Source organism: Dankookia sp. P2 (assembly GCF_050632255.1).
In the GTDB taxonomy this organism is placed as follows: domain Bacteria; phylum Pseudomonadota; class Alphaproteobacteria; order Acetobacterales; family Acetobacteraceae; genus Paracraurococcus.
In genome coordinates this window covers 4452779-4477606 of sequence record NZ_CP192581.1, presented here as the reverse complement: position 1 = coordinate 4477606, position 24828 = coordinate 4452779, and the positions used below count along the sequence as shown (strand labels likewise).

At 74.9% G+C, this 24828-nt stretch carries 22 protein-coding genes and 8 pseudogenes; 21 read left to right on the top strand and 9 right to left on the bottom strand.

Features of this window, described 5'->3' with window-relative positions; genetic code table 11:
- Nucleotides 1-137 precede the first annotated feature (137 nt).
- The 13 genes and pseudogenes from ACQ86J_RS26555 to ACQ86J_RS26495 all read left to right on the top strand — a co-directional run bounded on the left by ACQ86J_RS26555 (nt 138) and on the right by ACQ86J_RS26495 (nt 12342).
- A complete protein-coding gene (locus ACQ86J_RS26555; RefSeq protein WP_431267887.1) occupies nt 138-1451 on the top strand; it encodes a glycosyltransferase family 4 protein in 1314 nt (437 codons plus the stop codon).
- Nucleotides 1378-2811: pseudogene (locus tag ACQ86J_RS26550) on the top strand (polyketide synthase); the annotation flags it as partial. The gene ACQ86J_RS26555 and the pseudogene ACQ86J_RS26550, both read left to right, overlap by 74 nt.
- 268 nt (nt 2812-3079) lie before the next feature.
- Nucleotides 3080-4360: pseudogene (locus ACQ86J_RS26545) on the top strand (acyltransferase domain-containing protein); the annotation flags it as partial.
- A gap of 319 nt (nt 4361-4679) precedes the next feature.
- Nucleotides 4680-6506 (top strand): polyketide synthase dehydratase domain-containing protein, encoded by a 1827-nt coding sequence (locus tag ACQ86J_RS26540; RefSeq protein WP_431267886.1) that lies wholly within the window; start codon nt 4680-4682, stop codon nt 6504-6506.
- On the top strand, nt 6503-6958 hold the full coding sequence (locus ACQ86J_RS26535; protein ID WP_431267885.1) for an alcohol dehydrogenase catalytic domain-containing protein: 456 nt from the start codon (nt 6503-6505) through the stop codon (nt 6956-6958). Before ACQ86J_RS26540 ends, ACQ86J_RS26535 begins: the two co-directional genes overlap by 4 nt.
- A 5-nt stretch (nt 6959-6963) precedes the next feature.
- Nucleotides 6964-8082 (top strand): annotated as a pseudogene (locus tag ACQ86J_RS26530) (SDR family NAD(P)-dependent oxidoreductase); the annotation flags it as partial.
- A gap of 407 nt (nt 8083-8489) precedes the next feature.
- Nucleotides 8490-8579, top strand: a pseudogene (locus ACQ86J_RS26525) (phosphopantetheine-binding protein); the annotation flags it as partial.
- Nucleotides 8580-8582: 3 nt separating this feature from the next.
- Nucleotides 8583-8747 (top strand): hypothetical protein, encoded by a 165-nt coding sequence (locus tag ACQ86J_RS26520; RefSeq protein WP_431272751.1) that lies wholly within the window; start codon nt 8583-8585, stop codon nt 8745-8747.
- Between the two features lie 243 nt (nt 8748-8990).
- Entirely contained in the window at nt 8991-10040 is a 1050-nt protein-coding gene (locus ACQ86J_RS26515; protein WP_431267884.1) for an aminotransferase class I/II-fold pyridoxal phosphate-dependent enzyme, read from the top strand.
- Between the two features lie 482 nt (nt 10041-10522).
- Nucleotides 10523-10618: pseudogene (locus ACQ86J_RS26510) on the top strand (hypothetical protein); the annotation flags it as partial.
- Between the two features lie 62 nt (nt 10619-10680).
- Complete coding sequence (locus ACQ86J_RS26505; protein WP_431272750.1) at nt 10681-11031, top strand: hypothetical protein; 351 nt, start codon at nt 10681-10683, stop codon at nt 11029-11031.
- Between the two features lie 61 nt (nt 11032-11092).
- On the top strand, nt 11093-11413 hold the full coding sequence (locus tag ACQ86J_RS26500) for a hypothetical protein (RefSeq protein WP_431272749.1): 321 nt from the start codon (nt 11093-11095) through the stop codon (nt 11411-11413).
- Entirely contained in the window at nt 11410-12342 is a 933-nt protein-coding gene (locus tag ACQ86J_RS26495; protein WP_431267883.1) for a capsule biosynthesis protein, read from the top strand. Before ACQ86J_RS26500 ends, ACQ86J_RS26495 begins: the two co-directional genes overlap by 4 nt.
- A gap of 2 nt (nt 12343-12344) precedes the next feature.
- Here the strand turns inward: ACQ86J_RS26495 and ACQ86J_RS26490 are convergent, their stop codons facing one another.
- Entirely contained in the window at nt 12345-12557 is a 213-nt protein-coding gene (locus tag ACQ86J_RS26490; RefSeq protein ID WP_431267882.1) for a hypothetical protein, read from the bottom strand.
- 2 nt (nt 12558-12559) lie between these two features.
- Nucleotides 12560-13389 (bottom strand): annotated as a pseudogene (locus tag ACQ86J_RS26485) (aldo/keto reductase).
- Between the two features lie 36 nt (nt 13390-13425).
- On the opposite strand from ACQ86J_RS26485, the gene ACQ86J_RS26480 reads away from it, so the two are divergent.
- From ACQ86J_RS26480 to ACQ86J_RS26460, 5 genes are all read left to right on the top strand, one after another.
- Nucleotides 13426-14043 (top strand): hypothetical protein, encoded by a 618-nt coding sequence (locus ACQ86J_RS26480; protein WP_431267881.1) that lies wholly within the window; start codon nt 13426-13428, stop codon nt 14041-14043.
- 4 nt (nt 14044-14047) lie between these two features.
- The gene (locus ACQ86J_RS26475) at nt 14048-14587 is read left to right on the top strand and encodes a sigma-70 family RNA polymerase sigma factor (protein WP_431267880.1); all 540 of its coding nucleotides are present in this window, start codon (nt 14048-14050) and stop codon (nt 14585-14587) included.
- Nucleotides 14584-15147, top strand: a complete 564-nt coding sequence (locus tag ACQ86J_RS26470) for an anti-sigma factor (protein ID WP_431267879.1) — start codon at nt 14584-14586, stop codon at nt 15145-15147. The genes ACQ86J_RS26475 and ACQ86J_RS26470 overlap by 4 nt, the downstream gene beginning before the upstream one ends.
- Before the next feature lie 2 nt (nt 15148-15149).
- A complete protein-coding gene (locus ACQ86J_RS26465; RefSeq protein ID WP_431267878.1) occupies nt 15150-15287 on the top strand; it encodes a hypothetical protein in 138 nt (45 codons plus the stop codon).
- 99 nt (nt 15288-15386) lie between these two features.
- The gene (locus ACQ86J_RS26460; RefSeq protein ID WP_431267877.1) at nt 15387-16166 is read left to right on the top strand and encodes a DUF4394 domain-containing protein; all 780 of its coding nucleotides are present in this window, start codon (nt 15387-15389) and stop codon (nt 16164-16166) included.
- A gap of 76 nt (nt 16167-16242) precedes the next feature.
- Here ACQ86J_RS26460 and ACQ86J_RS26455 read toward each other — a convergent pair whose 3' ends face one another.
- The 5 genes and pseudogenes from ACQ86J_RS26455 to ACQ86J_RS26435 form a co-directional block, all read right to left on the bottom strand.
- A complete protein-coding gene (locus tag ACQ86J_RS26455; RefSeq protein WP_431267876.1) occupies nt 16243-17169 on the bottom strand; it encodes a 3-keto-5-aminohexanoate cleavage protein in 927 nt (308 codons plus the stop codon).
- A gap of 97 nt (nt 17170-17266) precedes the next feature.
- Entirely contained in the window at nt 17267-19531 is a 2265-nt protein-coding gene (locus ACQ86J_RS26450; protein WP_431267875.1) for a xanthine dehydrogenase family protein molybdopterin-binding subunit, read from the bottom strand.
- A complete protein-coding gene (locus ACQ86J_RS26445; RefSeq protein ID WP_431272540.1) occupies nt 19531-19893 on the bottom strand; it encodes a hypothetical protein in 363 nt (120 codons plus the stop codon). Before ACQ86J_RS26445 ends, ACQ86J_RS26450 begins: the two co-directional genes overlap by 1 nt.
- A 33-nt stretch (nt 19894-19926) precedes the next feature.
- Nucleotides 19927-20417: pseudogene (locus ACQ86J_RS26440) on the bottom strand (FAD binding domain-containing protein); the annotation flags it as partial.
- Between the two features lie 133 nt (nt 20418-20550).
- Nucleotides 20551-21021 (bottom strand): (2Fe-2S)-binding protein, encoded by a 471-nt coding sequence (locus ACQ86J_RS26435; protein WP_431267874.1) that lies wholly within the window; start codon nt 21019-21021, stop codon nt 20551-20553.
- Between the two features lie 304 nt (nt 21022-21325).
- Here ACQ86J_RS26435 and ACQ86J_RS26430 point away from each other — a divergent pair, with 304 nt between their 5' ends.
- The 3 genes and pseudogenes from ACQ86J_RS26430 to ACQ86J_RS26420 all read left to right on the top strand — a co-directional run bounded on the left by ACQ86J_RS26430 (nt 21326) and on the right by ACQ86J_RS26420 (nt 23459).
- Nucleotides 21326-22087 carry a TSUP family transporter gene (locus ACQ86J_RS26430; protein WP_431267873.1) on the top strand — a complete coding sequence of 254 codons (762 nt, stop codon included), beginning with the start codon at nt 21326-21328 and terminating at the stop codon, nt 22085-22087.
- Nucleotides 22088-22093: 6 nt separating this feature from the next.
- Nucleotides 22094-22600, top strand: a pseudogene (locus tag ACQ86J_RS26425) (amidase family protein); the annotation flags it as partial.
- A 58-nt stretch (nt 22601-22658) separates the two neighbouring features.
- Complete coding sequence (locus ACQ86J_RS26420; protein WP_431267872.1) at nt 22659-23459, top strand: amidase family protein; 801 nt, start codon at nt 22659-22661, stop codon at nt 23457-23459.
- A gap of 35 nt (nt 23460-23494) precedes the next feature.
- Here the strand turns inward: ACQ86J_RS26420 and ACQ86J_RS26415 are convergent, their stop codons facing one another.
- Nucleotides 23495-23953 carry a hypothetical protein gene (locus ACQ86J_RS26415; protein ID WP_431267871.1) on the bottom strand — a complete coding sequence of 153 codons (459 nt, stop codon included), beginning with the start codon at nt 23951-23953 and terminating at the stop codon, nt 23495-23497.
- On the bottom strand, nt 23848-24726 hold the full coding sequence (locus tag ACQ86J_RS26410; RefSeq protein WP_431267870.1) for a hypothetical protein: 879 nt from the start codon (nt 24724-24726) through the stop codon (nt 23848-23850). Before ACQ86J_RS26410 ends, ACQ86J_RS26415 begins: the two co-directional genes overlap by 106 nt.
- Between the last annotated feature and the right edge of the window lie 102 nt (nt 24727-24828).

The following is a 24828-nucleotide window of genomic DNA, read 5'->3' as shown; positions in this document are numbered from 1 at the left end:
TTGCACATTACACCCGAGCACATAAACCCGTGAAGCGCCCCGATGGTCACGGCGGGCCGGGGGCCGTGCCTCCGTTCCGCGAGGCTCCGGGGCGGGCCGAGGCAAGGTTGCCGGGCGGCGTACCAGCAGGAGGCCAAGTGCACGTCATTCTCGACGTTTCGCGCCTGCTCTTCTGCGTGCACCGGACTTCCCCCTCGGGGATCGAGCGGGTGGAGATGGCCTATGCCCGCCGCTGGATCGGCCGCCCGGAGCATGAATGCACCTTCACCGCGCAAAGCCTCTGGGGCTGGTTCGCCGCCCTGCCGCGCGACCGCGTCCTGGCCCTGCTCGATGCGCTCGACGAGGTATGGGACCACGGCGCGCCGGCCGGCCGCGGCCTGCGCCGGGCCCAGCGCATCGCCCTATCGCTGCAGGCCGGGCTGGCACGCGGGGCCGGGCGGGCGCTGCTGCGTGACCGTCTGCGCGGTCCCCGCCAGGCGGTCTTCCTGCTCGTCTCGCACCGCTCGCTCGACCGGCACGGGCCGATCCAGGCGCTGCGCCAGGCCGGGGCCCGCTTCGTCCCGCTGATCCACGACCTGATCCCGCTGACCCATCCGGAATACACGAGGGCGCCGCAGGTCGGCCGCCATGCCGCGCGCATCGCCACCACCGCGGCCCTGGCGGACGGCATCATCGTCAACTCCGCCGCGACCGGGGCGGTCCTGCTGGACCATCTCGCCCCGCATGGAAGGGTGCCGCCCATCACCGTCGCGCCGCTCGGCACGCGCGAGATCCGCAGGCCCGACGCCCCGCTGCCGACCGAACCCTATTTCGTCTGCCTCGGCACGGTGGAGCCCCGCAAGAACCACCAGCTGCTGCTGCATCTCTGGCGCGACATGGCGATGGAAGGCCGCAACGGCCCCCGCCTGCTGCTCTGCGGCCGTCGCGGCTGGGAGAACGAGAACGTGCTGGACCTGCTGGAGCGCTGCGCGGCGCTGCGGGGCCTGGTGCTCGAGCTCGGCACCCTGCCGGACAACCGCGTCACCGAAGTGCTGTCCGGCGCCCGCGCGCTGCTCTTCCCGAGCTTCGCCGAAGGCTACGGCCTGCCTCTCGCCGAGGCGCTGGCGCTCGGCGTGCCCGTGCTCTGCAGTGACCTGAAGGCATTGCGGGAGGTCGGCGGCGATGTCCCCGAATACCTCGACCCGATCGATGGCCCCGGCTGGCGGCGCGCCATCCTCGACTATGCCCGGCCGGACAGCCGGCGCCGCGCGGCGCAGCTCGACCGGCTGCGCGACTGGCGCGTCCCGGGCTGGGACGCGCATTTCGCTGCGGTGGACGGGATGCTCGCCCAGGTGACCGGGCAGTCCGTGCCCAGCCGCCAACCGCTGCCGACGGCACGTGGCGGGCGCGCGGCGCGGCCGGCGCCGGCGGGCGCTGCGGTGGGCGCTCCGGTGGGTGCCACGCCGGCATGACCACACCGGTGCGGCGCCGCCCCGGCGGCGGCCGGAGCGGGCGATCGCCATCGTCGGGGCCGCCTGCCGCTTCCCCGGCGCACCCGACCTCGACGCCTATTGGCAGCTGCTGGCGGCGGGACGGGATGCCGTCACCAGCGTGCCGGCGGACCGCTTCAGCCAGGCCCGCTTCGTCCATCCGCGCCGCGGGGAGCCCGGCAAGTCCTACAGCTTCGCCGCCGGGACGTTGGGCGACATCACCGGTTTCGACCCTGGCGCCTTCGGCATCTCCCCGCGCGAGGCTGCGGAGATGGACCCGCAGCAGCGCCTGCTGCTGGAAGTCGCGGCCGAGACGCTGGAGGATGCCGGGCTGCCGCCCGGTGCGCTCGCCGGCAGCCAGACCGGCGTCTTCGTCGGCGGCTCGCTGACCGATTTCGGCGACCTGCGGCAGGCGGATGCCGCTTCGGGCGACCGCTACTTCATGACCGGCAGCGCGCTGTCGATCCTGGCCAACCGCATCGGCAACGTCTTCGACCTGCGCGGCCCGGCCCAGACCATCGACACCGCCTGCTCCTCCTCCCTCGTCGCCCTGCACTGGGCCTGCGAGGCGCTGCGGGCCGGCCGCATCCCGGCGGCCCTGGTCGGCGGGGTGAACCTGCTGCTCTCGCCCTTCCCCTTCCTCGGCTTCGCCCAGGCGGGGATGCTCTCGCCCAGCGGCCGCTGCCATGCCTTCGACGCCCGGGCGGATGGCTATGTCCGGGCGGAAGGCGCCGGCATGGTGCTGCTGAAGCCGCTTGAGGACGCGCTGGCCGCCGGCGACGCGATCCGCGGCGTCATCCTCGCCAGCGGCGTCAACGCCGCCGGCCGCACCCTGGGCATCTCCCTGCCCAACCAGGCGGCGCAGCAGGCGCTGCTGGAACAGGTCCTGGCCGAGGCCGCGGTCGCCCCCGGCCGCATCGGCTATTTCGAGGCGCATGGCACCGGCACCGCCGCGGGCGACCCGATCGAGGCCGCCGCGATCGGCCAGGCGATCGGCCGCGGGCGGCACGGCGCGGCGCTGCCGATCGGCTCGGCCAAGACCAATATCGGCCATACCGAGCCGGCCTCCGGCATGGCCGGGCTGCTCAAGGCCATGCTGGTGCTGGAGCACGGCCAAGTCCCGGCTTCGCTGCACCATGCGGCGCCGAACCCGGCCATCGACTTCGCCGGCCTCGGCCTGCGCGTGCCGACCCGGCTGGAGACGCTGCCCAATCGCCGCCGCGCCGTCGCCGGCGTCAACAGCTTCGGCTTCGGCGGCACCAATGCCAGCCTGCTGATCGGCGCCGCGCCCGCCGCCCGACCGCTGCCCGAGGAGGCCGGCCCGCTGCCGCCGCTGCTGCTCTCGGCCCGCAGCGCGCCCGGGCTGGCCGCGCTGGCCGCCCGGTGGAAGGCCACGATCGCCACCACGCCGGCTCCCGCCCTGCCGGCGCTGCTGTGCAGGGGCGGCCCGCCACCGCGGGCCCTGGCCGCACCGCCTCGCGCTGCGCGGCGCGGATGCCGCGGCGCTGGCCGTCGGCCTCGCCGGCCGGGAGCCCGGCGCGACGCCGGCGGCAGCCCCGGGCCAGGGCGTCGCCTTTGTCTTCAGCGGCAATGGCGCGCCCTTCGCCGGCATGGCGCAGGCGCAGCTCGCCGCCAACCCGGCCTTCGCCGCCGGGGTGGCGGAGGCCGATGCCGCGCTTGCCCCGCGGCTCGGCTGGTCCGTCGCCGGCCGCCTGGCCGGCGGCGTCAGCGCCGGGGCGCTGGCCGCCAGCGACATCGCCCAGCCGCTCCTGTTTGCCGTGCAGCACGGCATCGTCGCGGCGCTGGCGGCAGAGGGCATCCGCCCGGCGCTCTGCCTCGGCCATTCGGTTGGGGAGGTCGCCGCCGCCGTCGCCGCCGGCATGCTCGACCTCGGCACCGCCGCCCGGCTGGTCGCCGCCCGCAGCCGGCACCAGGCCGCCATGCGCGGCCAGGGCCGCATGGCCGCGCTCGGCGCGGCGCCGGCGGCGGCGCTGCCGGTCCTCGCCGGGCTCGGCACGATCGACGGGCGCGGGATCGAGGTCGCCGCGATCAATGCGCCGGAAAGCCTGACCGTCGCCGGGCCGGAGGCGCTGCTGGCGCAGCTCGAGACGGTGGCGGCCGAGCGGCGCTGGAGCTTCCTCGCCCTCGACATCGACTATGCCTTCCACAGCGCCGCCATGGACGGGCTGCGGGACGGGTTGCTGGCCGATCTTGCGGGCCTCGCCGCCGGCGCGCCGCGGGTTCCGCTGGTCTCGACCGTCACCGGCGCCCTGCTCGACCCGGCGGAATGCGGCCCGGCGCATTGGTGGCGCAACCTGCGCGAGCCGGTACGATTCCTGGCCGCAGTGCAGGCCGCCGCCGGTCTCGGCCCCTGCCTCTTCCTCGAGATCGGCCCGGCCGCGGTGCTGCAGGGCTACCTCCGCGATGCGCTGCGCGCCGCAGGCTCGGAGGCGGCGATCCTGCCCAGCCTGTCGCGCCGCGACCCTGCCGCGGATCCCTTCCCCGGCATCGCCGACCGCGCCTGGATCGCCGGCGCCGATCCGCGCGACGGCCCCGCCTTCGCCGGCCCCACCCGGCATCGCGGCCTGCCGCACACGCCCTTTGACCGCCAGCCCATCTGGTATGCCAGCACCACCGAGGCCGGGCATGCCACCGCCCCGGTCGAGGACCATCCGCTGCTCGGCTTCCGCCAGGGCGCCGAGCCGGGCCTCTGGTCGCGCCACGTCGACACCGCGATGGAGCCCTGGCTGGCCGACCACCGGCTGGCCGGAGAGCCGGTGCTGCCGGCCGCCGCGATGTGGGAGACGGCGCTCGCCGCCGGCCTCGCCCGCCACCCCGGAGCGGCGGCGATCGAGTTGCGCGAGGCGGCGATCCACGCCGCCTTGCCGCTCGAGGCAAGCCATGCGCGGGAACTGCGCGCCCGGCTCGACGAGGCCGGCCGCTTCACCCTGGAATCCCGCCGCCGCCTGGCGCCCGAGCCCTGGACCCTGCACCTCGAGGCGATGGTCGCAACCCTGCCGGCGCTGCCGGAGGCCGCGCCGGCGGCGCCGCTGCGCGGCACCCCGCTCGAAGGCGAGACGATCCGCGCCCTCGCGCGGTCGGTCGGACTCGATTACGGCCCGGCCTTCGAAGCGCTCGACCATGCGGTGATCGAGAGCGCCTCGGGCCGTGCCGCGGTGCGGCTCCGCCGGCCCGAAGCGGCACCTGCGGATGAGGGCTTCCCTGCTGCACCCGGCCCGGCTGGACGGCACGCTGCAGGGGCTGGTCGGCCTGCTGGCGGAGCTGCCGGCCGAGCCGGGCACCGGCCTGGTGCCGGTGCGCGTCGCCCGCCTCGTCTGCCGCACCGGCGCCGCCCCGGCTGCGCATGCCGAGATCCGTCTAGCCAGCCGCGGCGAGCGCAGCGCCAGCGCCGACCTGCTGCTGCGCGACGCCGCCGGTCGCAGCGTGGCGCTGCTGGAGGCCTGCACCCTGCAGCGCATCCGCCTGCCCGGCCGCGCCGACCCGGCCGCGGACGCCTTCCATGTCGAACTGCTGCCCGCGGCGCCGCTGCCCGGCCAGGATGGCGCCGCGCGGCCAGGGCTCGACGCCTGCCTGGAGGCCGCCCGGCGGCAGGACGAGGCACTCGGCCTCGGCGATGCCGCGATCCTGCTGGAAGGCTATTGCGCCGCCGCGGCGCATGCCGCGCTCTCGGCCCAACCGGCCGCCGGACCGCAGGCCCGCGCCCTGCTGGAGGAACTGGCCAAGGGCGGCCTCGCCGCGCCGAGTCCGGCCGGCCTCCGCCCGGTGCCGGCCCCGGACCTGCCCCCGGCAGTCGAGATCTGGCGCCAGGTGCTGCTGGAACAGCCCGCGCTCGCCCCCGACCTCGCCTGGGCCGCCCTGGCGGCGGAGCGGCTGCCGCAGGCGCTGCTCGACTGGCAGCTGCCGGCCGATCCCGCGCTGGCCGGCGGCCCGCCCGCCAATAGCGCCGGCCAGGCCCGGCTCGGCAGCGTGCTGGCCGAGGCGGTTGCCGCCTTCGCCGCGGCCTGGCCGCGCGGCCTGCCCTTGCAGGTGCTGGAGGTCGGCGCCGGCCCCGGCCCGCTGACCACGCGGCTGGCCGCGGCGCTCGCCGCCTCCGGCCGGCATGTCCGCTTCACCGCGGCCGCCCTGCCCGGCCGGCCGGGCCCGGCCTCCCCCGCTGCCGCCGCGGGGCTCGACTATGCCGCCGCGAGCTGGGACCCGCTCGGGGCGGACGCGCCGCCGCTGGCCGCCGACCTCGTGGTCGGGCTCGGCCTCGGCGCCCGGCTGCGCGCCGGCGCCCTGCTGCCGGAGGCGCTGCGCCAGGCCGCTGCGCCCGGCGCCGCCCTGCTGCTGGCCGAGCCGCTGCCCGGCCCGCTGCTCGATTTCTGCTGCGGCCAGGACGCCGCCTGGTGGGCCGCGCCCGGCGGCGCTTCGCCGCTCCCAGGAGCGGAGGCCTGGACGGCCGCGCTGGCCGCCGCCGGCTGGACCGGGACCAGGACCGCGCCGCTCGCGGCCGCACCCTGGCCGGCGCTGCTGCTGGCGGCCCAGGCCCCGGCAGGCGCCGCGGTGCTGGCGGCGCCGAAGCTGCGGCGCATGGCGGTCTTCGCCGACGCCGCCATGGGCTCGCTGCCGCCGACCCTGGCTGCGGTGCTGCAGGCGCGCGGCGCGACCGTGGCCCGGCACGACCTGGCGGATGCCGCACGCATCCCCCCGCCATGCTGCAGGGCTGCCTGGTGGTGGCCCTCGCCGGCGGCGGTCCCGACCTGGCGGCGACGCTGGCCGCGCTCGGCCAGCTGGCCGCGGCGGCGGATGGCGCGGCGCTCGGCTTCCGCCTGGTCACCCGGGGCGGCCAGCAGCCGGATGCCGGCCGGCATGATCCCGCCGCCGCGGCCTGCTTCGCGCTCGGCCGCGTCCTGGCGAACGAGCATCCGGGCCTTAAGCCCCGCCGCATCGACCTCGACCCCGGCCTGTCGCCGGAAGCCGCGGCGCGGCGCCTGGCGGCCGAGCTGCTGGCCGAGGCCGACCAGGAAGCCGAGGTGACGCTGACCCGGGCGTCGCGGCTGGTGCCGCGGCTGCGGCCCGGCCTGCCGCCGGCCCCGCCGCCGGCCGGCCCGGCCCTGCTGCGGGTCGGCCAGCCCGGCCAGCTCGGCAGCCTGCACTGGGCGCCGCTGGCCCTGCCGGCGCCGGGGCCCGGCGAGGTGCTGCTGCGGGTCGAGGCGGCGGGAGTGAATTTCCGCGACCTGATGTGGGCCCAGGGCCTGCTGCCCGAGGAAGCCCTGCTGCCCGGCTTCGCCGGCCCAGGCCTCGGCATGGAATGCGCCGGGGTGGTCGAGGCGGTGGGCGAGGCCACCCCTTCCGTCCCGGCGACCGCGTCTTCGGCGTTGCGCCGCGGGCGCTGGCGACCCAGGCGCTCACCCGGGCCGAGGCGCTGGCCCGGCTGCCCGACGGCATCGACCCCACCGCCGCCGCCACCGTCCCGGTTGCCTTCCTGACCGCGGTGCATGCGCTGGAGGAGCTGGCGCGGATCGAGCCCGGCGAGCGCGTGCTGGTGCATGGCGGCGCCGGCGCGGTGGGGCTGGCCGCGCTGCAGGTGGCGCTGGCCGCCGGCGCCCGGGTCGCCGCCACCGCCGGCACCGTGGCCAAGCGCGCCTTCCTGCGTGCCGCCGGCGCCGCGCTCGTGCTCGACAGCCGCGACGCCGGCTTCGCCGACGCGCTCCGGGCCGAGTGGCCCGAGGGGGTGGATGTCGTGCTGAACTCGCTGGCCGGCGAGGCGATGGAACGCTCCATGGCCCTGCTGCGCCCCTTCGGCCGCTTCCTCGAGCTCGGCAAGCGCGACTTCGCCGAGAACCGCCGGGTCGCGCTGCGGCCGATGCGGCGCAACGCCACCTGGTTCGCGGTGGACGTGGACGAGCTGCCGCGGGCCCGCCCGGCGGTCGCCGCGCGGTTGCTGCGCTCGATCGCCGACCGGTTGGGTGACGGCCGCTTCCGGCCGCTGCCTGCCACCGAACATGCCGCGGCGGAAGTCGAGACCGCCTTCCGGACCCTGCAGGCGAGCGGCCATATCGGCAAGCTGGTGGTCCGCCCGCCGCCGCCCGCCGCCCTGCCGCTGCGCCTGCCCGCCCTGCAGCAGGCGGCGCGCGGCACCGTGCTGGTGGTCGGCGGCACCCAGGGCTTCGGCCTCGCCGCGGCGCGCTGGCTGACCGGCCAGGGGGTGCGGCACCTGGCGCTGTTCTCCCGCCGCGGCGCGGCGGCGCCAGGGGCGGAGGCGGCGGTCCGCGAGCTCGCGGCGCTCGGCGCCGACGCCTCCCTCATTGCCTGCGACGCCACCGATGCGGCGGCGCTCGGCCAGGCGCTGCGGGGGATCCGCGCCGCCCAGCCGCCGCTGCGCGGCGTGGTGCATGCCGCCGCGGTCATGGCGGATGGCGCCGCCGCCGCGCTGGACGCGCCGCGGGTCGCGCGCGTCCTCGCCGCCAAGCTGGCGGTGGCGGAGAATCTCGACGCGCTGACTGCCGAGGACAACCTCGCGCTCTTCCTGATGTTCGGCTCGGCGACGGTCACGGTCGGCAATCCGGGCCAGGCCGCCTATGTCGCCGCCAATGCGGGGCTGGAGGCGCTGGCGCGCCGGCGCCGTGCCGCCGGCCGGCCGGCCCATCTCGTCGCCTGGGGGCCGATCGCCGATGCCGGAATGCTGGCCGGGGATGCCGGGACGGCGCAGATCCTGCGCCGGCGGCTCGGCGCCGCGCCGCTGGCGGCCGAGGCGGCGCTGGCCGCCCTGCCGGCGCTGCTCGAGGCAGGCCCGGCGGTGCTGGGCCATGCGCGGCTGGCCTGGGGCGAGGCGCGGGCGGCGCTGGCGGTGCTCGCCGAGCCCCGCTTCGAGGCGGTCCGCAGCGCGGCGCCGCCGGCCGGCGAGGATGCCGGACTGCGCGCCCGGCTGCTGGAGGCGCCGGAAGCCGAGGCGCTGGTCCTGCTGCGGGGGCGCTGGCGGCCGAGCTGGGCCGCATCCTGCGGCTGCCGCCTTCCGCGGTGCCGCTGGAGGCGCCGCTCGGCGGGCTCGGCCTCGACAGCCTCGGCGGCATGGAATTGCGGCTCGGGCTGGAACAACGGCTGGGCCTGCCAGTGCCGCTCCTGGCGGTAACGGATGGCCTGACCCTCGACAGCCTGGCCCGCCGCCTGGCCGGGGCGCTGCGCAGCGCCCCGGTGCAGGAGGAGGCCGCGGTCGCGGCGCTGATGGCGGCGCATGAGCCGGCCGCCCCGGCCACGCAGGCGGTGCGCGCGGCATGACCCAGGGCTTCGGACTTTCCGCCACCGCCCGCGCCGCGCTGCTGAGCCGCCTGTCCCGCCGGCGCGGGGAGGAGGAGGCGCCCGGCCCGGCCGAGAGCCCGGGCCGCGACCTGACCACCCTGCCCGGGCTGCGCGACATCGAGATGGTGCGGGAGGCGGGCGCGGCGCTCGGCCTGGAGAGCCCCTTCTTCCGCCCGCATGAGGGCGTGGCCGGCGCGCGGACGCTGATCGGCGGGCGGGATCGTGAATTTCGCCTCATACAACTATCTCGGGCTGAACGGCGACCCGCGCATCGCCGCGGCGGCCAAGGCGGCGATCGACCGGCACGGCGTCTCCGCCTCCGCCTCCCGCCTCGCTTCCGGCGAGCGGCCGGTGCATGGCGCGCTGGAAGCGGCGCTGGCGGCGACATACGAGGCCGAGGCCTGCCTCGCCTTCGTCAGCGGCCATGCGACCAACGTCACCGTCATCGGCCAGCTGATGGGGCCGCGCGACCTGGTGCTGCACGACCAGCTCATCCACAACAGCGTCGCCGAGGGCACCCGGCTCTCGGGCGCGCGGCGCATCGCCTTCCCGCACAACGACTGGCGCGCCGCCGAGCGGGAGCTGGCGGCGCACCGCCGCCGGCACGGCCGGGCGCTGCTGGTGCTCGAGGGCCATTACAGCATGGATGGCGATGCGCCCGAGCTGGCGCCCTTCGCCGAGATGGCGCGGCGGCACGACGCGCTGCTGATGGTCGACGAGGCGCATGCGCTCGGCGTGCTCGGCGCGACGGGACGCGGCAGCTTCGAGCAGTCGGGCATCGCCCCCGGCGCGGTCGATATCTGGATGGGCACGCTGTCGAAGACGCTCTCGGCCTGCGGCGGCTATATCGCCGGCCGGCAGCCGCTGGTGGACCTGCTGCGGCATTCGGCGCCGGGCTTCGTCTATTCGGTGGGCCTGGCGCCGCCGCTGGCCGCCGCGGCGTTGGAATCGCTGGCGGTGATGCAGGCGGAGCCCTGGCGGGTGGCGCGGCTGCAGGCCAATGCGGCGCTGTTCCTCACGCTCGCGCGGGAGGCCGGCTTCGATACCGGCGGCTCGGCCGGCCGGGGCATCGTGCCGGTGATCCTCGGCAGCTCGGTGGCGGCGGCGCGGATGGCGGCGGCGCTGTTCGAGGCCGGGGTGAACGTCCAGCCCATCCTGTTCCCGGTGGTGCCGGAACGGGCCGCGCGGCTGCGCTTCTTCCTCTCGGCCGAGCATGCCGAGGGCGAGATCCGCGCCACGGTCGCGGCGATGGCCGCGGCGCGGGCGGCCTGAATGCCCGGCGGGAAGCAGGAAGGCCGGGGAGACGGTATCCTCCCCGGATCCTTCATCGATTTTTCCGGGGCCGGCACTTGCCGCGCGGCGGCTCCCGACTCACGAAAAGGAAGGGTGGGGCGCGGGGAGGGAATGGTTTTCCCTCCCCAAGCTTGCCTCTCCGCCGGTCGCCATCGAGGCCGGGACGGCCACTGACCGGTGCGGATCGCGCTCTTCACGCTGGAGGCCGCGCCGAGCGCCGAGGCGGTGGCGGCCCTCCTCCGGCAGCATGCCGCGCAGGTGGTGCTGATCGGCCGGTCCGCCCCTATCGGCCCGGCGCCGGCGGGCCCTTGCGGCAGGGCTGGCGCCACCTGCGGCGATCCGGGCCGCGGCTGCTGCCCTTCCTCTGGGCCAATTACGCCCTGCCCGGGCTGCGGCCGGGGCCGACCCGGCTGGAACGGCTCGCCACCGAATACGGCATCCCGCTGCACGACGTCCGCGACGTGAACGGGCCGGAGACGGCCGCGGCGCTGCGCGCGGCGCGGCCCGACCTCATCCTGTCCTGCCATTTCGACCAGATCTTCGCGGCCGGAACGCTGGCGCTGGCGCCTCGGGGCGGGATCAACCTCCACCCTTCCCTGCTGCCGCGGCACCGCGGCCGGTGCCGACGGTCTGGGCCCAGGCCGAGCAGCACCCGCGCTTCGGCGTCACGGTGCACCGGCTGGTGCCGCGCATCGATGCCGGCGGCATCCTCGGGCAGCGGGAGGTGGCGCTGCCCGCCGGCACCACGGCCAGCGCCGCCGCCCGGGCACTGCACCTGGCGGGCGTGCCGCTGCTGGCGGAGGTGCTGGCGGCGCTGGCGGCCGGGACGGCGACGGAGACCGCGCCCGGCCTGCTGCCCTATTGCCCCTTCCCGCCGCCGGCCCTGCTGCGGGCGGTCGCGGCGCGCGGCCGGCGGCTGGTGGATGGCGCCGACCTGCGCCGGGCCTGGGACAGCCTTTCCACGCCTTGACCGGTCCGGCACGCACCGGCAATCAACCGCGCCGAAAGGCGCGCCGGACCATAAAGAAAGCATGCCGCTCCTCCCGCCCGCGCCGCCGCGCCGGTTCCTCTTCCTGCAGGGCCCGATCAGCCCCTTCTTCGCCGAGCTCGCCGCCGGGCTGCGCGCGCTTGGCCACCAGACGCGGCGGGTGAACCTGTGCCTCGGGGACCGGCTGTTCTGGCAGGGCGGCGGGGCGACCGACTATCGCGGCCGGCCCGAGGACTGGCCGGGCTTCGTCGCCGGCACCCTGGAGCGGGAGCGCATCACCGACCTCGTCCTGCTCGGCGAGCAGCGGCCCTACCACAGGCGGCCATTGCCGCGGCCAAGGCGCGCGGCGTCGCGGTCACGGTGACCGACTACGGCTACCTCCGGCCGGACTGGATCGTGCTGGAACGCGACGGCATGGGCGCCGAGAGCCGCTTCCCGCGCGATCCCGCCAGCATCCTGGCCCTGGCCGAGGACTGCCCGGAGCCCGACCTGGCGCAGCGCTACGGCGCCGACTTCTCGCTGCAGGCGCGCTGGGACATGACCCACCACCTCGCCTCGCTCCTGCCCTGGCCCTTCCCGCACTACCGCAGCTACCTGCTGCACCACCCCATCCCGGCCTATCTCGGCACCGGGCTGCGGCTGCTGCGGCGGCGGGCGGACACGGCGCGGGCGGCGGCGGCGCTGGCCGCGCTGGCGCCGCGCGGGCCGCTGTACCTCTTCGCCATGCAGATGGAGAACGACTACTCCATCCGCGCCTATTCCGACTTCCCCGACAACGACGCGGCGCTGCGGGCGGTGCTGGCCAGCTTCGCCCGCGGCGCGCCGGGCGATGCGCGGCTGCTGGTGAAGGTGCATCCGCTCGACCCCGGGCTGAAGCGCTGGGGCGCGCGGCTCGGGCGCCTGGCGGCGGAGGCCGGGGTCGCCGGCCGGGCGCATCTGCTGGACGGCGCGCTCTCGGCCGACCCGGCGATCCTCGGCTGCCAGGGCGTGGTCACCATCAACAGCACGCTCGCGGTGCAGGCGATTGCGCTGGGCCGGCCGGTGATGGCGCTGGGGCGGGCGATCTACCAGGTGCCGGGCCTTGCCTGGCAGGGGAGGCCGGACGATTTCTGGCAGCAGGCGCCGCCGCCCGATCCGCTGCTGGCTTCGGCCTTCCTGCGCGGCATCGCCGCCTGCCTGCATGTCCGCGGCCGGTTCTACGGGCGGCCCGGCCTCGACGTGGCGGTGGCCGGGGCAGTGCGGCGGCTGCACCTGAACCTGGTGAACCAGCCGCTGCCCGATGAGCAGGAGTGAGCCTACTGGTCGAAGCCCCGCCGCTGGCTGAAGCGCATCAGCCAGACCAGCAGCCCGGTGATGCCGAGCGTCAGGACGACGCCGAGCAGCAGCGCCACCACGCCATGGAAGCCGATCTCGGTCCCCGCCACGGCATGCCAGCCGGTCCAGGCGGCGTAGCCCGCCAGGCCGAGCAGGAGCAGCAGCAGGCCGATGCTGGCCGCGCGCGGCAGCACGGCTACAGCATCGCCAGCCTGCGCTTGCGTTTCGGCGGCGGAAAGGCGGCGTCCAGCGCGGCTTCGTCCTCCGCCGTCAGGCGCAGGTCGCGCGCCGCCGCATTCTCCCTGACATGCGCGGCATCGGCTGATTTCGGGATGCTGATCACGCCGGGTGCCCGCAGCGTCCAGGCCAGCGCCGCCTGGGCCGGCGTCACCCCGTGCCGCGCCGCCACGCGCCCCAGCGCCGCGTCGCGCAGCAGCGCGCCGCCTTGCCCGACCGGCGAATAGGCCATCACCGGCATGCCCCGCTGCCGGCAGAAGGGCAGCAGGTCGTATTCCACCCCCGCGCCTGCAGGTTGTACAGCACCTGGTCGGTGGCGCAGTCGGCCAGCGCCGGGCCAAGCTCCTCCAGGTCGTCCACATCGAGGTTGGAAACGCCCCAGCGGCGGATCTTTCCGGCTGCGCGCATCCGCTCCATCGCCTCGACCGTATCCTCCAGCGGGATGGAGCCACGCCAGTGCAGCAGATAGAGATCGAGCGTCTCCACCCGCAGCCGCCGCAGGCTGCGGCCCAACGCCGCCTCCAGCTTCCGGCCGCCGGCATTGTGCGGATAGACCTTGGAGACGAGGAAGACCTCCTCCCGCCGCCCGGCGATGGCCTCGGCCACCACCTCCTCGGCGCCGCCCTCCGCGTACATCTCGGCGGTGTCGATCAGGGTCATCCCGAGATCGAGTCCGAGCCGCAGCGCCGCCGCCTCCCGCGCCCGGTCCGAGCCGCGCTCCCCCATATGCCAGGTGCCCTGGCCGAGGGCCGGGATCTCCGTGCCGTCCGGCAACCGCACAAGCGTCATTCCGCCATCTCCCGTCCTGCCGGTATCATCCCGGCCATGTCCCGCACCGCAAGCCTCACCCTGCTCTCCCTCGCCGCCCTGCTGCCAGGCCTGGCCTTCGCCCAGCCGGACCAGGATATCGGCAGCTGGCGCCTGGCCTGCCTCCAGGACCGGATGACCGACCGGGCCGCCTGCACCCTCCGCCACCGCGACTGGGTGGAGAAGCCGAGCGCCGGCACGCCCGGCCTGGCGCTCGAAGTCATCGACCGGCGCGGCCGCCTGATTCCCGCGGTCACCGCGCGGGAGCTGACGATCGAGGGCGCCTCGCGCGGCCTGCTGGCGCTGACCGGGACGGCGCAGCTGCGCTTCCCGCCCAACAAGCTGTTCGAGATGCCCTGCGGGCTCGAGGGCCGCAGCGTGGTCTGCGCCCCGCGGCCGGAGGATGCGGCGCGGGCCGAGCAGGAATTGCTCGCCGCCGACCGCGCCCTGGTCCGCATCGTCGGCGGTACCGGCCAGAGCAGCACGGCCGAGCCCGCCGAGCTGCGCCTGGCCGGCACCAAGGACGCCCTGGCCCGCTTCGCGCGGGAGGCGCCGCCCGACGCGGCGCGGGAGCCGGAGGGGCTGGACGGGCGAGAGATGCTGCAGCGGCTGTTCCGCTTCTTCGGGACCAACTGAGCCGATGCGGACGGAACCCACGCTGGCCGCGCTGCTGGTCTCGGCCGCCAGCGGCGACCGGGGCGCGCTGCGGGCGGTCTACGACCGGCAGTCGGTGCGGCTCTTCGGCGTCGCAAACGCCATCCTGCGCGACCGCGATGCCGCCGCCGACGCGCTGCAGGACGCCTTCCTGCGGGTCAGCGAGCGGGCCGGCCAGTTCGATGCCTCGCGCGGCGAGGCCTCGGCCTGGCTGGCCGGCATCGTGCGCCACGCGGCACTGGACCTGGCGCGGAAGCGGGGGCGGGAGCTGCCCTCCGACGACCCGGCGCTGGGCGACATCCCGGTGGCGCCCGAGGCGCTGGACGCGGTGGCGGCCAGCGCCGAGGGACGGCGGCTGCGCGACTGCCTGGCCGCACTGGACGAGAAGAACCGGCGCGGAATCCTGCTGGCCTTCGTGCATGGCCTGTCGCATGCGCAGGTGGCGGCGCGGCTTGAACTGCCGCTCGGCACGGTGAAGGCCTGGATCCGCCGCGGGCTGCTGCAGCTGCGGGAGTGCCTGGCATGATCCCGGCCGATCCGCAGGAACGCGAGGCGCTGGCCGGCGAATACGTGCTCGGCACGCTGGATGCGCGGCTGGCGGCGGAGGTCGCGGCGGCGCTGCCGAGCAACCTGGCGCTGCGCGAGATGGTCGCCGCCTGGGAGGCACGGCTGGCGCCGCTGATCGACCTTGCCCTGCCGGAGGCGCCGCCGCCCGACCTCTGGCGCAAGATCGAGGCGGCGCTGCCCGGGGCAGCGCCGGAGGCGGAACCCGCGCCGCGCCCGGGCCTCGGAAGTCGCTGGGCGCGGCTCTGGCAGGGCTGGGCGATCGGGGCGAGCGCGGTGGCGGCCGGCCTCGCCGGCTTCCTCCTGCTGCAGCCGCCGCCGGAGCCGCGGCTGATGACCGTGCTGCTGACCAGCCGCGACCAGCCGGCCTGGGTGGTGGAGGCGCAGCGCGGCGGCGCGCTGCGCCTCGCCGCGCTCAACCCGCAGCCGGTGGATGCCGACCGGGTGCTGCAATCATGGGCGCTGCCGCAGGGCGCGACGGCGCCGACCTCGCTCGGCCTGATTCCGCCGCGGGGGAGGTGACGGTGACGCCGGAGACGTTGCGGCCGCAGCCGGGGATGCTGATCGAGATCAGCCTGGAGCCGCCGGGCGGGTCCACCACCGGGCGGCCGACCGGGCCGGTGCTGTTCATCGGCCGGCTGAGCGCGGCCGAAAGCAGTTGATCGCACGCGTGTGACGATCGCGCCGCATCCGCTGGCGCTGCCGCTCCGTAACGCAGGCAACGGGGCCGAGGCGGTCCCGTCCGCTGAACGGAGACACCCATGCTTCGCACCTGCCTGCTCGCCGGCGTCGCCAGCCTTGCGCTCGGCGCCACCGCCAGCGCCGCCACGCTGGTCGGCCTGACCGCCGACAACCACCTGGTCCGCTTCGACAGCGAGACGCGCCGGGCCATGCCGGCGGTGAAGGTCACCGGCACCGAGGGGCGGCTGCTCGGGATCGATGTGCGGCCGGCCGACGGCAAGCTCTATGGGCTGACCGATGCGGGGCAGATCGTCACGATCGACGCCATGACCGGCCGCGCCATGCCGGTGAGCAAGCTGAGTGAGCGCTTCGAGAGCGGCGGCCGCGCCACCATCGACTTCAACCCGGTCGCCGACCGCATGCGGGTGATGGGCATGACCGGCACGAACCTGCGGGTGAATGTGGAGACCGGCGCGGCGACCAAGGACGGCATGCTGAAATATGCCGCGGGCGGGCCGCTGGCCGAGACGACGCCGCGCATCGTCGCCGGCGCCTATACCAACAGCATGGCCGGCGCGAAGGAGACCATGCTGTTCACCGTGGACTCGCTGTCCCGCACGCTGAACCTGCAGGCGCCGCCGAACGACGGCGTGCAACAGCCGAAGGGCGAGATCGCGCCGAGCCTGCCGGCCGGCGTCGCCTTCGACATCCTGTCGGACGGCATGGGCGGCAATGCCGCGTACCTGCTGGCCGGCAATGCGCTGCACAAGGTCGACCTGGCCTCGGGCAAGGCGATGCCGGCGATGATGGTGATGGGCCTGCCGCAAGCCGAGGTGATCGACATCGCGGCGATGAAGTAGCCGCGCCGCGGATCGCCCGGCCGCGCGCGGGCACAGGTGGCGGGGCGGCTGCCGGATGGGGCCGCCCCGTCTGCCTTCAGAACTTCACGCGGTCGCCGCCCTTCAGCGCCAGCATCTGCCGCGCCTCGGCGGGGGTGGCGATCTCGAGGCTCAGCTCCTCGAGGATGCGGCGGATCTTAGCCACCTGCTCGGCATTCGACTTCGCCTGCACGCCCTTGCCGAGCCAGAGCGAATCTTCGAGCCCTACGCGGACGTTGCCGCCAAGGATGCCGGCCATGGTGGTGAAGGGCATCTGGTTGCGCCCCGCCGCCAGCACCGACCAGACATAGTCCTTGCCGAAGAGCCGGTCCGCCGTCTCCTTCATGAAGAGCAGGTTGCGGTGCTCGGCGCCGAGCCCGCCGAGGATGCCGAAGATGGTCTGGGTGAAGAGCGGCGGCTCGACGATCTTTTTGTCGAGCATATGGGCAAGGTTATACAGGTGGCCGACATCGTAGCATTCGAACTCGAACTTCGTGCCGTGGCCCTTGCCCAGCTTCTCGACGATCTGCTCGATATCCTTGAAGGTGTTGCGGAAGATGAAGTCGGTGGTGCCCTCCAGGTAGGGCCGCTCCCACTCGTGCTTGAATTTCGGCACGCGGGCGGCGCTGCCGGAGATGTTGAAGTTCATGCTGCCCATGTTGAGCGAGCACATCTCGGGGCTCGCCTGCAGCGGTGCCGCCAGGCGCTCGTCCACCGTCATGCCGAGCCCGCCGCCGGTGGTGATGTTGATCACCGCATCGGTCGACTGCTTGATCACCGGCAGGAACTGCATGAACACCGCCGGGTCCGGCGTCGGCCGGCCGTCATTCGGGTCGCGCGCATGCAGGTGGATGATGGCCGCGCCCGCCTCGGCCGCGGCGATCGACTGCTCGGCGATCTCGGCCGGGGTGATGGGCAGGTAGTCCGACATGCTGGGCGTGTGGATCGCCCCGGTGACGGCAACGCTGATGATGACCTTGGCCATGGCCGGCTTCCTCCGCTTGAGGGCGGGGAATCTGCCCCGGCGGCGGGGCGGCGTCCAGGCATGGTCGCCCGGACGCCGCCCCAGGGAAAAGCCTCGCCTAGATCAGGCTCTCGATGCGGATCGGCAGCTCCCGCACCCGCTTGCCCGTCGCATGGAAGACCGCGTTGGCGATGGCGGCGTTGGTGCCGACATTGCCCAGCTCGCCCAGGCCCTTGATGCCCAGATCGTTCACCTGCCGGTCGGCCTCGTCGACGAAGAGCACGTCCACCTGCGGCACGTCGGCATTCACCGGGATCAGGTACTCCGCGATGTTGTCGTTGACGTAGCGGGCGCGGCCGCGGTCGATCTCGGTCGCCTCGTGCAGGGCGCTGCCGATGCCCCAGATCAGCCCGCCCATCAGCTGGCTGCGCGCCGTCCGCGGGTTGACGATGCGGCCGGCGGCGAAGGCGCCGAGGATGCGCGGCACCCGCACCTCCCGCGTGCGGGCATGCACCCGCACCTCGACGAACTCGGCGCCGAAGGCGGCCATGGCGCGGTCCTTGCCCTCCAGCCCGCCGCCCAGCGCCTGGCGGCCCTGGTAGAGCTTCTTCAGCGAGTCCGGCGGCAGGCCATGCGGGATGTTCTCGGCATAGACCTCGATCGCGCCGTTGCTGGCGCGGCCCATCGCCTCGGCGAGCGGCTCCGCGGTGCCGTCGGCGGCGCGCAGCGTGCCGTCCACCAGCCGCAAGCTCGCGGGATCGCGCCCCTTCAGCGGGCCTTCCTGCGCCGCGGCGGCCAGCCGGGCGCGGATCTGCTCGCAGGCCTGCATCACCACGGTGCAGACGCTGGCGGTGACATTGGAGCCGCCGGAGACCGGCGCCGGCGGCAGCTCGCTGCTGCCCATCTCCACCACCACCTTCGCCAGCGGCAGGCCGAGCCCTTCCGCCGCCGCCTGGGCGACGACGGTATATGTGCCGGTGCCGACGTCATGCGCCGCGGTCTGCACCCGCGCATGCCCATCCGGCGTCAGCGTCACGCGCGCCGTCGCGGCGCCGAGATGGGTCGGGTAGATGGTCGAGGCGCAGCCCCAGCCCACCAGCCAGTCGCCGTCCCGCATGCTGCCCGGCGCGGGGTTGCGCCGCTTCCAGCCGAAGGCCGCGGCGCCGGTGTCGAAGCACTGCATCAGGCCGCGGCTGGTCCAGGGCAGGCCCTTGATCGGCTCGTGCATCGTGTCGTTGACCCGGCGCAGCTCGATCGGGTCCATGCCGAGCTTCACCGCCAGCTCGTCCATCGCGCTCTCCAGCGCGAACATGTAGGGCACCTCGGGCGGCGAGCGCATGAAGCCCGGGGTATTGCGGTCGGCATGCAGGATGCTGACCTTGGTGCGGATGTTCGGGCAGGCATACATCCGGCAGGTCGTTTGGGTGCCCGCCACCTTGTAGGGATCGGGGCGGGAGGTGACCTCCACCCCCTCATGCACCAGCGCCACCAGCTTGCCGTCGCCGCCGGCGCCGAGCTTGACGTGCTGCCGCGTCTCCGCCCGGTAGGTGGCGATGGTGAAGCCCTGGTCGCGCGTCGCCACCAGCTTCACCGGCCGCCGCAGCCGGCGCGCCGCAACGGCGATGAGCGCGGTGCGCTGGGTCAGTGAGCCGCGCGAGCCGAAGGCGCCGCCGACGAAGGGGCTTTCCACCCGCACCAGCGACGGATCCATGCCGAGCTGCGCGGCGATCCCGTTGCGCAGGCCGTGGACATACTGGCTGCCCTCCAGGATGGTCAGCCGGCCATCCTCCCAGCTCGCCGTCGTGGTGAAGAGCTCGATCGGGTTGTGGTGCTGCGTCGGCGTGGCGTAGTCGGCCTCGATGGTCACCGCGGCGGCGGCGAAGGCGGCATCGGCATCGCCCACCGCCGGGTCCTCGAAGCTGCCCTTCGAGGCCTCCTTCGCCGTGACCTGCTCGGCGCCCTCGCTGCCGAAGCCGGCGGAGGGCCGCTCCTCGGCATAGTCGACGCGCAGCCGGTAGGCCGCCTCGCGCGCCTGCTCATAGGTCTCGGCCAGCACCACAGCGACAATGTCGCCGTCATGGTGAACCTGGTCGTCCTCCAGCGGGCGCATGGTCTCGGCGACATAGCCGCCGCCGGCGAAGAAGCCGGCGTCGCGCACCTCACCCCGCATGTTCCGGTGCGTCAGGATGTCGAGGACGCCGGCGACCTGGCGCGCCCCCGCCTCGTCGATCTCCGTCACCCTTCCGCGCGCGACGGCGCTGGTGACGAGGAAGGCCCAGGCCGGGTTCGGCACCGCCATGTCGGAGGCGTAGTGCGCCGTGCCGGTCACCTTGGCCCGCCCGTCCACGCGGACGGGGCTCTGGCCGATCATTCCCTCGGGCATCAGCCGATCTCCATCCGCTTGGCCTCGAGCAGCGCCCGTACCAGGGTACGGCGGCCGAGCTCGGGCTTGTAATCGTTCTCGCCATGGGTCTTCGCGTCGCGGAAGGCGGCTTCCGCGGCGCGTTCCGCGCTCGCCTCGTCCAGCACCTGGCCGGCGAGCGCCGCCTCGGCCTCCCGCGCCCGCCAGGGCACGGTGGCGACGCCGCCAAGGGCGATGCGCGCCTCGCGCACCGCCTCGCCGTCGAGGTCAAGCGCCACGGCCGCCGAGGCGGCCGCGAAGGCGTAGCTCTCACGGTCGCGCACCTTCACGTAGCGGGAGCGCTTCGCCCAGGCGCCGGCCGGGACGGCGAAGCCGGTGATCATCTCGCCCGGGTTCAGCGTGGTCTCGACATCCGGGCGGTCGCCGGGCTGGCGGTGCAGCTCGGCGAAGGGGATGCGGCGACCGCCCTGCGGCCCCTCGATCTCCACCGTCGCGTCGAGCGCGATGAGCGCCTGGGCGAAGTCGCCGGGATAGCTGGCGATGCACTGCTCGGAGGTGCCGAGCACCGCGTGCAGCCGGTTGTAGCCGTCGAGCGCCGCGCAGCCGGAGCCCGGGTTGCGCTTGTTGCAGGCGGCGTAGCTGACATCGCGGAAGTAGCTGCACCGCGTCCGCTGCAGGACATTGCCGCCGAGGCTCGCCATGTTGCGGATCTGCCCGCTGGCGGCGAGCATCAGGCTCTCGGCCACCACCGGGAGTCGCGCCTGACCGCGGTGTCGTCGGCGACCTGCGCCATGCGGGCGAGCGCGCCGAGCCGCAGCCCCTGCCCGTCCGCCTGGATGACGGAGAGCTTCGGCGCCAGGGTGTTGATGTCGAGCACCCGCTCCGGCCGCAGCACGTCGAGCTTCATCAGGTCGAGCAGCGTGGTGCCGCCGGCCAGCAGCATGGTCGGCACCGGCGCGCTGCGGCTGGTGGCAGATTGCGGGACGCCGCGCTGCACCGCGGCGGCATCCGGCACGCGCTCGTAGCTGAAGGGCCGCATCTCAGGCTTGCTCCATCTGCGGCTTCGCCTGCTCGATCGCGGCGACGATGTTCGGATAGGCGGCGCAGCGGCAGAGATTGCCGGACATGTATTCGCGGATCTCCTCGGGCTTCTCCGCATGTCCTTCCCGCACGCAGCCGATCGCCGACATGATCTGGCCCGGCGTGCAGTAGCCGCACTGGAAGGCATCGTGGTCGAGGAAGGCCTGCTGCATCGGGTGCAGCGCGCCGTCGGCGCCGGCCAGGCCCTCGATCGTCGTCACCTCGCGGCCCTCCGCCGCCGCGGCGAGCGTCAGGCAGGACAGCACGCGCTGGCCGTCCAGCAGCACGGTGCAGGCGCCGCATTGCCCCTGGTCGCACCCCTTCTTGGCGCCGGTCAGCGCCAGGTGCTCGCGCAGCGCATCCAGCAGGGTGACGCGCGGGTCGAGCGTCAGCGGGTGCGCCTTGCCATTGATGTGCAAGGTCAGCGTCATGTCGGGCCTCTCCTTCGGGGGCAGGCTGGGCGGGGCAGGCTGGGATGCGGACCGGCGCGGAGCCAGGAACGGCACCGCGGCACCGGCGCCCAGCAGGCCGCGCCGGCCGAGGCCGCCTTCGTCGGGCTGCGAGGTCATGAGGGGAAATGCTCCGGCGTCGTCCGGAAGCGCGAACGGCGCCGACCGGAAATGGTTGCATCGGGGGATGGGTTGCGGCGCTCGCACGCCTGCCATCGCTAACGAGGATCAGCACCGCGGGATGCGCCCCTTTCCGCCACCGGCATGGCGGGCGAGGATGCCGGCGATGGACCTCCTCCCTGCCCTGCCGAGCGGCGCAACCCTGGGCTGGCTGCTGACGGCGGCGCTTGCGGGCGGGCTGGCGCGCGGCTTCTCCGGCTTCGGCGCGGCGCTGATCTTCGTGCCTCTCGCCTCAATCGGGCTCGGCACGCGGCAGGCGGCACCGCTGATGCTGTTGCTGGAAATGCTGGCGGTGGCGCTGCTGACGCCGGCGGCCTGGCGGATCGCCGACCGGCGGGAGGTAGGCTGGCTGGCGCTCGGCGCGGCGGCGGGAACGCCGCTCGGGGCCGCCGTGCTGGCGCTGGCCGACCCGCTCGCGTTGCGCTGGGGCGTGGCGCTGGCGATCCTCGGCCTGCTCGGGCTGCTGGTCACGGGCTGGCGGTTCCGCGGCCTGCCGTCGCGGCCGGTCACGCTGGGCTTCGGCCTCGCCGGGGGCGTGCTGGGCGGCGTCGCCATGGTCAGCGGGCCGCCGGTCATGGCCTACCTGCTGGGGCGGGAGGGCACGGCGCGGCAGTTGCGGGCGGATTTCGCGCTGTACCTCGCGGCCGGCGCGGTCTTCGCCGGCATCGCCTACGCCGCCGCAGGTCTGCTGGACCTGGCGCTGGTCGCGCCGGTGCTGGTGGCGGCGCCGGTCTATTGGCTCGGCATCCTCGGCGGGACGCGGATCTTCGGCCTGGCGAGCGAGCGGGCCTTCCGCCTCGCCTGCTTCTGGATGATCGCGCTGGCGGCGCTGCTCAGCCTGCCGGCCTGGGACGGCATGCTGCGATAGGAGGGGATGATGGCCGGCTACTCACCGAAGGACTTCCAGGCGCTGCGCTGGCACGACGCTACGCGCGCCTTCCGCGACGGCACCGACACGCCGCGCGCCTATCTCGAGCGCTGCCTGGAGACGATCGCGGCGCGGGAGCCGGAGGTGCAGGCCTGGGTCGTGCGGAACGAGGCCGGGGCACGCGCGGCGGCGGATGCCGGCACGGCGCGCTGGCGTGCCGGGCGGCCGCTCTCGCCGGTCGACGGCATGCCCATCGGCATCAAGGACCTGCTCGAGACGCGCGACATGCCGACCGGGATGGGCTGCGTCGGCTACAAAGGGAACTTCCCGAAGCGCGACAATGCCGCGGTGACGGCGCTGCGCGAGGCCGGCGCGGTGGTGCTGGGCAAGACGGTGACGACCGAGCTCGGCGGGGCGCATCCGGGGCCGACGACCAACCCCTTCGATGCGCGGCGGACGCCGGGCGGGTCCTCCTCCGGCTCGGCGGCGGCGGTCGCGGCGCGGATGGTGCCGGCGGCGATCGGCACGCAGGTGGGCGGCAGCATCATCCGGCCGGCGGCCTATTGCGGCAATGTCGCGCTGGAAGCCGAGCCAGGGCGCGATCAATCGCGGCGAGAGGCGGGCGACGAGCCAGAGCACGCATGGCGTCCATGCCGGCTGCATCGAGGACATGTGGCTGGTGGCGATGGCGATCGTCTCCCGGGTCGGCGGCGATCCCGGCCGCGCGCCGCTCTCCGGCCCCGCCGCGCCGCCGGCGCCGCGGCGGCCGGAGCGGCTGGTGGTGATGGAGACGGAGGGCTGGGCCGAGCTCGACGCCGCCAGCAAGGCGGCCTTCGCCGCGCTGCTGGCGCGGCTGGAGGCAGCGGGCGTCACGCTCATCCGCCGCGGCGACCATCCGCTGGCGGAGCACTTCGAGCAGGGCATCGCCGAGGCGCGCGCCATCAGCGGCGCCATCACCGGCTGGGAGAACCGCTGGAACACCCGCAACTTGCTGGAGCAGGACCCGGACGGCATCAGCGCCCGGGCCAAGGCGGTGCTGGAGCGGGCGGAGGCGATGACGGTCGCCGACTACCAGGCGGCGCTGGCGATGCGGGCGGAGGCGCAGGCGCGCCATGCGCGGATCGCGCCGCTGGCGGATGCGGTGATCGCGCTGGCCTGTCCCGGCCCGGCGCCGGTCTTCGACGCGGAGTCGCCGCGCCCGACCGGCGACATCGCCTTCAACGCGCCGAGCTCGATGCTCTTCGCGCCCGTGGTGACGGTGCCCCTGCTGGCGGTGGACGGGATGCCCGTCGGCGTGCAGATCATGGGACAACCCGGCCAGGACACCGGGACGGCTGCCATCGCGCGGTGGCTGCAAGACTCGGAAAAATAGAAGGGGGCCCGGGGGATACCTCCCCCGACTCTTCCTTACTGCCGGAACTCCCGCCGCAAGGTCATCGCCGGGTTCCGGGTGAAGAACCCATAGGGCTTCAGCTCGATCCGGTGCCATTTGGTCGGCAGCACCGGCCAGTCCTCCGGCCGGGTCAGGTGATGGAAGCCCATCGTCGCCCAGACCACCAGGTCGGCATTCTCGATCGAGCGCCCCTGCGCGACGAAGCGCGGCAGCCCGTCGCCGCCCGGTGCCTGGTTCGGCCAGGGACCGGCCGCGTGCCGCTCCGCCGCGTCATGCGCGGTGACCCAGAGCGGCGCGCCGGTGAAGGCGGCGCGGCGCTGCGGGAAATCCCCGGCGTCCAGCAGCGAGGTCGCGCCATGGCCGAGGATCACCTCATAGCCCGGGTTGTGGCCGAGCGCGGTGGTGGTGCCGGGATTGACCACGCGCCAGATCTCCGGCCCGTGCCCGGGCTCGACCGCGCCCTCCTTCGCCATCGGGATGCGCTCCGGCTGCCAGAGGCTGCGGCGCGGCGTGCCGGAAGCGGCGGCGCGCGCGGCGTCAGCGTCTCGCGCAGGAAGCTGTTGGCCTGGCCGTCGACATCCAGGTCGAGGCGGAAGGAGATGTAGTGGTCGTGCCAGACGCCGACCGCGCCGGGCGCGACCAGGGTGCCGGTGGTGACCTCCGTCCCCGCGCCGGGATCCGTCATGCTTTGCGCACGGACGCCGCGCACCGCGTCCATGCCGGTGGCGCCGACATCGATGCGGATTTCGCCGCGCGTGGTGAAGACCCAGTCCATGACGTAGTCGTAGTTGACGACGGTCGGGATGCTGCGCACCACCAGCTCGACCTCCGGCCGGCCCTCATAGGTCCCGTCGACGATCTCGGCATGGCGCCAGGCGGGGGAGCCGGTGTTGCGTTCGAAGACGCAGAGCGCGCGCGGCAGGACCAGCGGCTTGCCGTCGTCGCCGGGCAGGGTGGCGTCGAGGAAGGCGGCATGCGCCGGGCAGTCGGTGCCGGCCTGCAATTCCGAGGACAGCGCGCCGAAGCCGTACTCGCCGATATCCATGTAGGACCGGTAGTACCAGGCCTCGGAGGCATCCATGTAGGGGACGAACATCTCCGAGGCATGGCCCTGGTAGAGCACCATGCGGTCGCGCCCGTCCTCCGCCCAGCGGGCGAGCGAGACGATCGGGCCGAAGCGGCGGTCGAGCCGGAGATGGAAGCGCCAGTGGTCCCAGGCGAAGCTGGTGGCCGGCGACGGTCGCATTGCCGCCCTGCGGCGCCGATTGCAGCACCGGCTTCATCGGCGCGCGGAGGTCGGGGAAGGAGGCCTCGTCGGCGCGGTCCGGCCCGGTGCGCACCGGGACGA